This window comes from Ruminobacter sp. RM87, assembly GCF_000701925.1.
GTDB lineage: Bacteria > Pseudomonadota > Gammaproteobacteria > Enterobacterales > Succinivibrionaceae > Ruminobacter > Ruminobacter amylophilus.
Genome location: NZ_JNKD01000012.1, coordinates 49,184 through 58,617, shown reverse-complemented (window position 1 = coordinate 58,617; position 9,434 = coordinate 49,184). Strand labels below are relative to the sequence as shown.

Annotated in this window: 8 protein-coding genes; 3 read left to right on the top strand and 5 right to left on the bottom strand. The window is 44.1% G+C overall.

The annotated features are described in order from the left end of the window. Positions 1 to 245: hypothetical protein (locus tag T489_RS15145; RefSeq protein ID WP_031578923.1), on the top strand; the 245-nt coding region annotated here is incomplete at its 5' end. A gap of 94 nt (positions 246 to 339) precedes the next feature. On the opposite strand, the gene T489_RS0104840 is transcribed toward T489_RS15145, so the two are convergent. The 3 genes from T489_RS0104840 to T489_RS0104830 all read right to left on the bottom strand — a co-directional run bounded on the left by T489_RS0104840 (position 340) and on the right by T489_RS0104830 (position 4,519). Next, positions 340 to 2,421 carry a carboxy terminal-processing peptidase gene (locus tag T489_RS0104840; protein ID WP_051621789.1) on the bottom strand — a complete coding sequence of 694 codons (2,082 nt, stop codon included), beginning with the start codon at positions 2,419 to 2,421 and terminating at the stop codon, positions 340 to 342. A gap of 293 nt (positions 2,422 to 2,714) precedes the next feature. After that, positions 2,715 to 3,407 (bottom strand): RNA chaperone ProQ, encoded by a 693-nt coding sequence (gene proQ, locus T489_RS0104835; protein ID WP_031578920.1) that lies wholly within the window; start codon positions 3,405 to 3,407, stop codon positions 2,715 to 2,717. Between the two features lie 479 nt (positions 3,408 to 3,886). Then, positions 3,887 to 4,519, bottom strand: coding sequence for a hypothetical protein (locus tag T489_RS0104830; protein ID WP_157608055.1), 633 nt, complete (start codon positions 4,517 to 4,519; stop codon positions 3,887 to 3,889). A 270-nt stretch (positions 4,520 to 4,789) separates the two neighbouring features. On the opposite strand from T489_RS0104830, the gene T489_RS0104825 reads away from it, so the two are divergent. Both T489_RS0104825 and T489_RS0104820 read left to right on the top strand, forming a co-directional pair. After that, positions 4,790 to 5,470, top strand: coding sequence for a hypothetical protein (locus tag T489_RS0104825; protein WP_157608053.1), 681 nt, complete (start codon positions 4,790 to 4,792; stop codon positions 5,468 to 5,470). 119 nt (positions 5,471 to 5,589) lie between these two features. Beyond that, positions 5,590 to 5,853 carry a DUF2498 family protein gene (locus T489_RS0104820; RefSeq protein WP_051621788.1) on the top strand — a complete coding sequence of 88 codons (264 nt, stop codon included), beginning with the start codon at positions 5,590 to 5,592 and terminating at the stop codon, positions 5,851 to 5,853. 128 nt (positions 5,854 to 5,981) lie between these two features. On the opposite strand, the gene dapE is transcribed toward T489_RS0104820, so the two are convergent. Further along, positions 5,982 to 7,139 carry a succinyl-diaminopimelate desuccinylase gene (gene dapE / locus T489_RS0104815; RefSeq protein WP_031578916.1) on the bottom strand — a complete coding sequence of 386 codons (1,158 nt, stop codon included), beginning with the start codon at positions 7,137 to 7,139 and terminating at the stop codon, positions 5,982 to 5,984. 269 nt (positions 7,140 to 7,408) lie between these two features. After that, positions 7,409 to 8,824: a pyruvate kinase PykF gene (gene pykF, locus T489_RS0104810; RefSeq protein ID WP_031578915.1), complete on the bottom strand. Its 1,416-nt coding sequence runs from the start codon at positions 8,822 to 8,824 to the stop codon at positions 7,409 to 7,411. Between the last annotated feature and the right edge of the window lie 610 nt (positions 8,825 to 9,434).

Here is a 9,434-nt window from a genome sequence, read left to right as displayed (position 1 = left end):
CTTATGATTCTGATAACAAGCTGCTGGCAAATCTGGATTCCATCGAACAGACGGTATTCAGGGAAGGTTGTTATTACACTCCCGTAACCGGTGTTCAGAGAAGAATAATGGAAGCATTGAACATCCCTAAGCCTTCTACGGAAATATTTGGAAAGCTCTCGAAAGAAGAAGAGGAAACAGACGAAGACGACAACATACAGTCTTTTGACGAATTGGATATTATCCTGAGTGAAATAGAGAAATAATAAGACCGAACCTCATGTTATTTGAAATTCGGTCTTATGACGCCTAAACATATGAATTGCAACAAAGTTTAGGCTGTTTCCGGAGAGTTTTCCGTTAGTTCTTTACGGTAGCCAGATTCTTCTTTTCAAGATCCGCCAGATCAAGAGCTATACGGGCACTTTCGTCAAGATAGCAGTCAAACGGCTCGTACTTTGAAGGAAGATCCTTGATGTTGCTTATCGGAGCCTGACCGGTGGCTTTCAGATTTCTGTTTATAACCTGCAGATACTCGGCATCATCCTTATCCTTTTCAGCCTTTCTTTCCGCAAAATTCAGAGAAATTCTGTTACCCGGCTTCATCTCCTCACTGAGCTTGCGTTCGGCATTTTCCATATCCTTAAACAGCTCATTGTTCTTCACTCTGTTTTCATGGATATGTGACAGTTCGGAAATGTAATTCTTCAAATCCTTCGGCTGATATTTGACTGAACTTATCATGTCCCATTCAAGAGCATTCGGTTCATTCTTTTCACCGACAATATCGTAGCTGATAATCTTAGGGAAGAGAATATCAGGCTGAACCCCCTTCATCTGGGTGCTTCCGCCGTTGATACGGTAGAACTTGGCGATGGTATAGTGAATACTGCCGAGAGGTTCTGAGTTGTAATCGAAGATACGATCGAGAGGACGGCTCTGCTGAACGGTTCCCTTACCGAAAGTGGTGTCACCTACCACCACTGCTCTGCCGAGGTCCTGCAGTGCGGCAGCCATGATTTCGGAAGCTGAGGCACTCAGTCTGTTGGTAAGAACCACCATAGGTCCGCTGTAGGTAACTCCCGGAGTCACGTCACCTCTCACGGCCACGTTGCCGACACCGTCTCTTACCTGTACAAAGGCATCATTGTCGACAAACAGACCGGTAGAAAGGATGGCTTCACTCAGAGCACCGCCACCGTTGTATCTTAAATCCAGAACAAGAGCTTCGATCTTCTTGTCGTTAAGCTTCTTGAGTTCCTTGTCAATATCCTCATAAAGATTAACGTAGAAACTCTTTACGGTAAGAACACCGACCTTGCGGCCGTCTATTTCCCTGACCTCGCCCTTGGCGGCGCTGTCTTCGAGACGGATACGGCTGCGTACGAGATCCACGGTGAAGGTGGTTACGTTACCGCCGTTGTCTCTCTGTATTTCCAGGGTAACCTTGGAGCCCTTCTTGCCCTTGACCATAGGAACAACGTCTTCAAGACGCATGCCTACAACGTCAAGCATCTTGTTGTTCTTGCCGTCATGCTGACGGATACCGATAATATAGTCGTTAGGCTTAAGCTTCTTGCTCATCTCCGCAGGTGAGCCCGGAATCAGTGAAACAATCTTCACATAATCATCTTCCTTGGTAAGGACGGCACCGATACCCTCCATTGCCAGACTCATTTCGTCCATGAATTTGGCACTGTCATCAGGTGACAGATATGAGGTATGCGGATCGATGGCATGAGCATAAGCATTTTCAAAGGCGCTGAACGCATCTTCGCTCTTTGATTCGGTCAGAATTCTGAGCTGATTGGTATAACGTTTCTTAAGCAGTTCGCGGGCCTTTTCCTCAGTCTTGCCGTTAAGCATAAGCTTGATAAGGTCGTTCACCACCAGCTTGCGCCACAGATCTTCAAGCTGAGCCATGTCCTTGAGCGGAGGAAGTTTGCTGCGGTCGCTGTCAATATAGTCATGACCGTTGAGATCAACAGGCTTGTCCAGAACACTCAGATAATAGCTTAAACGCTTGAATTTACGGTTGATAACCTTTGTATACAGCTCGAACGGATAATCAAGACGGCAGGCGCTCATGGCGGCAATCACGTCATTGTAGCGGCCGTACATATCCTTCACTTCATCAGCAGTGAACAGGCTGTGATAACGATCATTTTCATATAAATATGAATCTATAACCTTTTCCGCAAATTTCTTATCCAGCACAATTTCCTTATAGTGGGATCTGGTAAAGAAACTTGAAACCCTGTTACAGGATTTTGAATGATTCTGCTGTGCGGAAAGAGTCGGTAATTCACTGATTTTCGGAACTGTCTGCTTTACCCTTTCGGATGCGTAGGCAGAGCCGGAGCCGATAACCATACCGATCACGGCCGGAAGTATAAATCTGCGCCAGCCTGAACGAATTACAGTATTCTTGTTATATTTCATATTTATATCGCCTGTGTATCTGTAACGATATCCATCTTTACAGCGTTTTATCCTATTTAAATCTGTCTTCATCCTGAATTTCAGATAGCAAATGCATAGCATTCATTATACTGACAGATATCATCTTCGATAGTTTCAGTTTGACCTGAATATTATTTCCCCAAATTGTACATACTACAACTCGAATGGTTATTCTACTTGTAAAACAAAAGTTTTTTAAGTATACATAGCAAAAAAAATCGCAGAGATCACGTTGCTGACCTCTGCGATTGGTTACGGTAACGTTTTTTAGCCTATCTGCCGATACGATCCGGACTTACACGGATAACCATACCGGTTGCAAGTTCAACACCCACAACGTCTCTTGCAAGCTCAATAATGGTAGCTTCAACGGCCTTTGAACCGCCGCAGAGCACATGAACCTTGCTTCCTACATTCACGTTGCTGATGTCAATCTGTTCAAAGCTTTCACTGCCGATGCTGTTAACCTTTTCGGCAGGTGCGCTGTTCTTGCGGAACTGACGACGGTTGCTGAACTTTCTGTCCTTTGAAGACTTTTCTTCACTGTCAGCAGCCTTTTCACCTTCAGCCTTTCTGAAAGGCTTCTTGAACTTACGCTTTGCGGTAGCTGCCAGACTCTTTTTCTTCTGTTCGAAGGCAGCCTTTGATTCTTCCAGATTCTTGGTTGCGTATTCAACCTGTTCTGCGGTAATGGTATCAACCTCATTACCATCCAGATCAACTCGTGCCGCTCCAACCTTGAATGATTCAAGGTAGTTCCAGCGGGTGGTATAGAATCTTAAAGCCTGACGCAGACGAGTCTTTGACAGTTCAGGAGTTTCCGCACAAACTCTTTCGGCCAGTTCATTGAACAGACCAATCTTTAAAGGTTTGCATTCACCCTTGACAACAAAACACTTAGGGAATTTTTCAGCCAAAAATTCAACTACATCTTTAACTGTTGAAAATTTATTTTCGTTTTCCATATACAAATCCATCTGTTCAGAGTGTTCCGCCCTTTCCCGCCCGTAACATGTACGGACATTGCGGAAACTTCATACAGTTTTCATGCAGGACAGCAGCGTGTCCGAACTCTGACAGTCTGTTTTCCTTTTTAATTTAAAAGTACACTCTCAAATAATGTATGTGGGCACGTCCTTTTCCTTCATAAGCCACACCTGAAGCTTATAGCGGATGCTCCGGAAAAGCCTGAAAAAAGTCTTATGAATCAGGACACCACAAAAACGTTTACCGCATAACGCACGCCGATTATATCACAATTTTTCAAATTGACAGCATCTCTCACGATTTTAAACGACTCTTAACCGCAAATAATGGAATAAATCACACTTTATCCGTGTATACGGGCTTTTTCAGTACTTTATCAGGCGCGGAACAAAAAAGCTCCTTTCACGTGCGGACGTGAAAGAATCCTTAAGACATCTCGGACCTGTCAGGCCTTCCGTTACGCGTCAGACATGCAGGATTTCGCAAAAGTACCGAAATAGTCCCCCGTCAGCATTTCACATACACGAATGCGCTCACGTACTATGTCAATGAGATTATGGGCATAGGCATCTGCAACTTCAAGCAGCATCAGCTTTCTTACGGTATCCTCGCCGGCCTCTTCGATAAGCTTTCTTACCGAAGCGCATCTGCTGTTGTCTGAAAGCATATTGTCATCATGATGTCTTACATAGAACAGAAGCCTGGTCTTTTCCTCATCAGAAAGACGGATGTCGCGTCTTTCCAGTTCAGGTAAAACCTGTTCTCTTACCAGAACCTCGGACATTTCCGGATGATGATAGTAATGCATGTTTGGATCATCGGGATCCTTACCTCTGCACTGGGCATCCGGTTTGGCTATGTCATGCAGAAAGGCTCCCAGATAAAGCATGTCGTCGTCCAGGTTTCTGGGAAGATTCAGTACGGTATGCAGAGAATGCTCCCACAGAAAGTACTGATGACTGTAATGCTTCTGATCAAAATTCAACGCTCTTCTCATCAGGGGAAAAAGCTCAAGAAGTTCCTCCCTGACCGTCTGCATTTCTTCTATTGAGTCAGCGGTTTTTAACACGTTAACGATTTTTCTGATCACTGACATCACCTCTAAAAATTAAAACAATCTTCCTGAGAAAGCATAATAGCACAATTCCGACGCCTCTGTTTGAAAATCATTTTCACCAGTTTCGCCTGCATACGCAGTCCGGCATAATCATCAATCTTTATAACACAGTCCGTTAATGCTATAATTCACTCGGTATTCATGTGTTTTACGGATATTTTCCAGCACCTGAATCTGTCATCCGGAAAAAGCGCAGCTCCGTCCGGCAGTAAAAACTTCATAAAAAACGTAAGAGAACATCAAATGACAGAACATCATCACTGCAGTGAATGCAATGACGGCACTCACGGATCATACAAGCCTCATCGCAAAATTGAATTTTTAAAAGCCCGCCTTGCCATGATTGTTGATCATCGTCTGTATACCAACGTATCCATGGAAGGCATTCTTGAACTTGCAGGTCTTATCAATCCTACCGCCAGGATGCTTTTCAGTACCGACAGGGATTTTATTGCCGAATTTACCGCCAAAGCTCCTGAAATCACCGAAATGGTAACTCTCTACGTTCCAAAGGATGAAGCAATGAACAGCTTCATTCCGGTATGCACTCCAAAGGCCGCCAAAATTCCGAAGAACGTGGAAATGGCCAGAGACACTGACGTGCTTGCCTCTTATGAAAACGAGGATCTGCTCAAGGATCTCTGTGATCTGCAGGTAAAGAACGAACTCAGTCTCATACCTCTTCCGCTTACTGACATGCTTATTCTCAAGAGCATTACCACCGTTCAGCCGTATGACCTGCCTCTTGCGAGACTCTATCTGAAACAGTTTATTGAAGCAAAGGAAGCACTCAGCGACGAAGACAGAAATCTCCTGAGAAACATCAAGGAACAGGGTTTGCCGACAATTGATGACAGCTATAACGAACAGGTATACAGATTCCTTAAGGTGGAAAGAAAGCTGTTTACCCAGTACGGGCACTAATTTAAACAGAAACAGTGTATTTTTTATATAAAAATACACATTAAATCAAATATTATCAGATTTATTTATTATATTCTGATAAGGATATAACTTCAGATAATCATAAGGAAACGTTCATTATGTTTATGGGACAGGAAGATACAAGAAAAGAAGCAACAGCTGAGGAAATCTTGACTCTTGCAAATAAAATGATTAAGAATGATTACGAATACATGGACGGCATGAAGGCCGAATCCGTAACCCAGAACGGTGAAGTTCTGGTATTCAAGGGCGAATTCTTCCTTGATGACGACGGACTCCCTACTCCGAAGACCAATGCCGTATTCAACATGTTCAAGAAGGTAACGACTGTACTTTCTAAGCAGTATAAACTCAAGGAATAGTCAGCGCCTGACATCAGGCAAATCATACCGGCGTGAGCCGCTCCATTAAATTTACTGAAAAGCCTGTTTCCGGAGAAACAGGCTTTAATCAATGATTATTTCCGTCACCTGACAATCTTTTTCTCAGACTACTCAGCCATAATCATTTCCAGAATCTTTTCATATATCACGGCCAGCTTTTCCAGATCTTCGGCACTGGTACACTCATTGGCCTTGTGTATGGTTTCACTGATGGCGCCGAGCTCAATAACCTGACATTCATTGAACTTGGCAACGAACCTGCCGTCTGAAGTACCGCCTGTAGTAGATTCCTGAGCGTCAATACCGCACACATCCTTTATGGCTTTTCTGGTGATATCGAGAAGTTCTCCCTTTTCGGTTATATACGGATCCCCGAAGAATTCCCAGTCGATATGATAGTTAAGTTTATATTTAGACAGAATTTCGTCGGTTACGCGCTTGATTTCATCAGCTGTGGTTTCATTGCTGAAACGCCAGTTAATCTGAATGAAACAGTCTCCCGGAATCACGTTGCCGGCTCCCGTTCCCGCCCTGACATTCGGAATCTGCATTGAGGTTGGAGGGAAATATTCATTCCCGCCGTCCCACTGATAGGACAGGAGTTCACTTAACGCCGGCACAGCATCATGAACCGGATTTCTGCCTAAATGAGGGTACGCAACATGCCCCTGGATACCGAAAACCCTGATATTCGCGGTAATTGAACCTCTTCTGCCTATTTTAATGGTATCACCGAGTACACTCTGAGAGCTTGGTTCTCCGACAATGCAGTAATCAATATTCTCATTACGTTCCATAAGTCTGCTGACCACGTGAGGAGTACCGTTTTTAAAATCCCCTTCCTCGTTGCTGGTGAATATCAGGGAAATGCGTCCCTTATGATTGGGATGTTTTTCCACAAAACGCTTGGCGGCCATCACCATGGCTGCATCCCCGCCCTTCATGTCAGCGGTTCCCCTGCCGTAAATCATTCCACCCTGAATCACCGGTTCAAACGGACTGTATGCCCATAATCCGGAATCCCCCGGAGGTACCACGTCAGTATGCCCTAAAAAGCAGAAATTCGGAGATCCGCTGCCGTGAGTGGCATACATATTGGTAGTATCGATATGAGTCAGATTTTCTATATGAAATCCGGAATCTCTGAGTCTTGTGGCAATAAGCTGCTGGCAGCCTTCATCCTTCGGAGTAACCGATGGTCTGGAAACAAGTTCAAGGCACAGGGAAACCACTTCCTGTCCGGATCTGTCATCATGATTATTCATATGAACCTCCTTCAGTCTGAATGAATTTACGTATCAGACATATAATCAATATAACATACAATCAAATAATTATGCTTCTGCAAAAATCATGCAGATTTGAATAACGTTTAATGCTTCACGATTAGGAGAACGGACTGATATAAAAATCAGAATGCAGATGAATATTCTGTAAATTATCGGAATACCATACAAAGATTTCGGAAAAACAGATAAAAAACGGGCGTTATCCTGTGATAACGCCCGTTTCAGCTAATAATATTCTTTAAATATTAGAGAACATGTACTGATGAAGTGTTAGTAGTACCGGCTGGAACTAAGGCACCAGATACCATAACAACGGTATCACCAGCCTTAGCAAGACCAGACTTGATGGCTAATTCCTTACCAACCTTGAAGAAATCATCAGTTGACTTGAATGATTCAACAACCTGTGGAGTTACGCCACGAACGATACATAACTGACGTGCAACCTTAACATTGTCGGTTAAAGCAAGAATGTTAGAGGTTGGGAAGTACTTACGTAATGCACGAGCTGACTTACCGAGGTGAGTAGCAACGATGATTAATGGAGACTTCAGGTGTTCAGCGATTTCTACTGCGCCCTTACATACAGCTTCAGTTACGTGTAAGGTTGCTGGTGGAGTGTCGATGAAACGTGGCTGAACCATGGTATCGGTTAAGTCACAGATTGAAGCCATGGTACGAACTGCTTCACGTGGGTACTTACCCTTAGCAGATTCACCAGAAAGCATAACTGCGTCGGTACCGTCGAAAATTGCGTTAGCAACGTCACCTGCTTCTGCGCGGGTTGGACGTGGGTTCTTCTGCATTGAGTCAAGCATCTGGGTAGCGGTAATAACAATCTTACCTACTTCATTACAACGACGGATGATGTGCTTCTGAGCGATGATAACTTCCTGAGGTGGAATTTCAACACCGAGGTCACCACGAGCAACCATGATACCGTCAGATGCAGCAAGGATGTCTTCGAAGTTGTCGAGACCTTCCTGATTTTCGATCTTAGAAATGATCTTAACGTCCTGACCGCCGTTGATGTCGAGCCAGTTACGAACGTCTTCAACGTCCTTCTTTTTACGTACGAAAGAAACAGCGATGAAGTCAACGCCTCTCTGGATACCGAATACCAGGTCACCCTTATCCTTTTCGCTTAAAGCTGGGAGGTTGGTGATAACGCCTGGAAGGTTAACACCCTTCTTGTTACCGAGCATTGCGTTGTTTAAAACTTCACAAACTGCTTCAGTTTCTTCAGCGTTCTTAGATAAAACCTTTAAGCCGATTAAACCGTCGTCGATAAGAATGGTGTTACCAACAGCGATATCCTTTACTAAACCAGCGTAGCTTACTGAGCAACGTTCGTTAGTGGTGTATGAAGGGTAATCAGTAGTTACGGTGAACTTCTGACCTTTCTTTAATTCTACTTCACCATCGTTAGGTACTTCACCGGTACGGATTTCAGGACCCTTGGTGTCAAGAACAATGGCAAATACCTTACCGGTTTCCTGCATGATAGCATTGATAGTGGTAATACGTGCACCCTGTTCGTCATGGTCGCCATGAGAGAAGTTTAAACGCATTGCATTCATGCCAGAATTAAGAAGTTCCTGGAGAACTTCACGTGGCTCGGACTTAGGTCCGATAGTACATACCATCTTAGTCTTTTTCATAAGATACGATCCCTAATATTACAGAATATATAACGAATAATTTTCCCAGTACAAGCGGAAATTTTTGCGCATTTTACAAGAAATTTAAGAAAATTTAAAGTACTATCATGAGTGTTATTAAACTTTTTTCTAAAAGTATCCGTTCATTACCTTCAATATGACCGCACCGTCTCCGTGATGAATGTGTGAAACATGCGAAAAAACTGTCCTTCATCGTACTTAAGGACTGCCTTTCCTGAATCAGAACAGTCATTTCAGCTCATAAAAAGCAAAAACACTGTTTCCATCCTATATAAAGAATAAAAACAGTGTTTTATGAGTTTCAGCAGGATATTAACTACCTGTCAACCTCAACTGCCTTCAGTGCCGGTGTTTCAGTGGCCTTCAGCTCAGGTGCCGGGGTTTCAACGGCTTTCAGCTCAGGTGCCGGGGTTTCAGCGGCTTTCAGCTCAGGTGCCGGTGTTTCAGCGGCCTTCAGCTCAGGTGCCGGGGTTTCAACGGCTTTCAGCTCAGGTGCCGGGGTTTCAACGGCTTTCAGCTCAGGTGCCGGGGTTTCAACGGCTTTCAGCTCAGGTGCCGGGGTTTCAGCGGCTTTCAGCTCAGGTGCCGG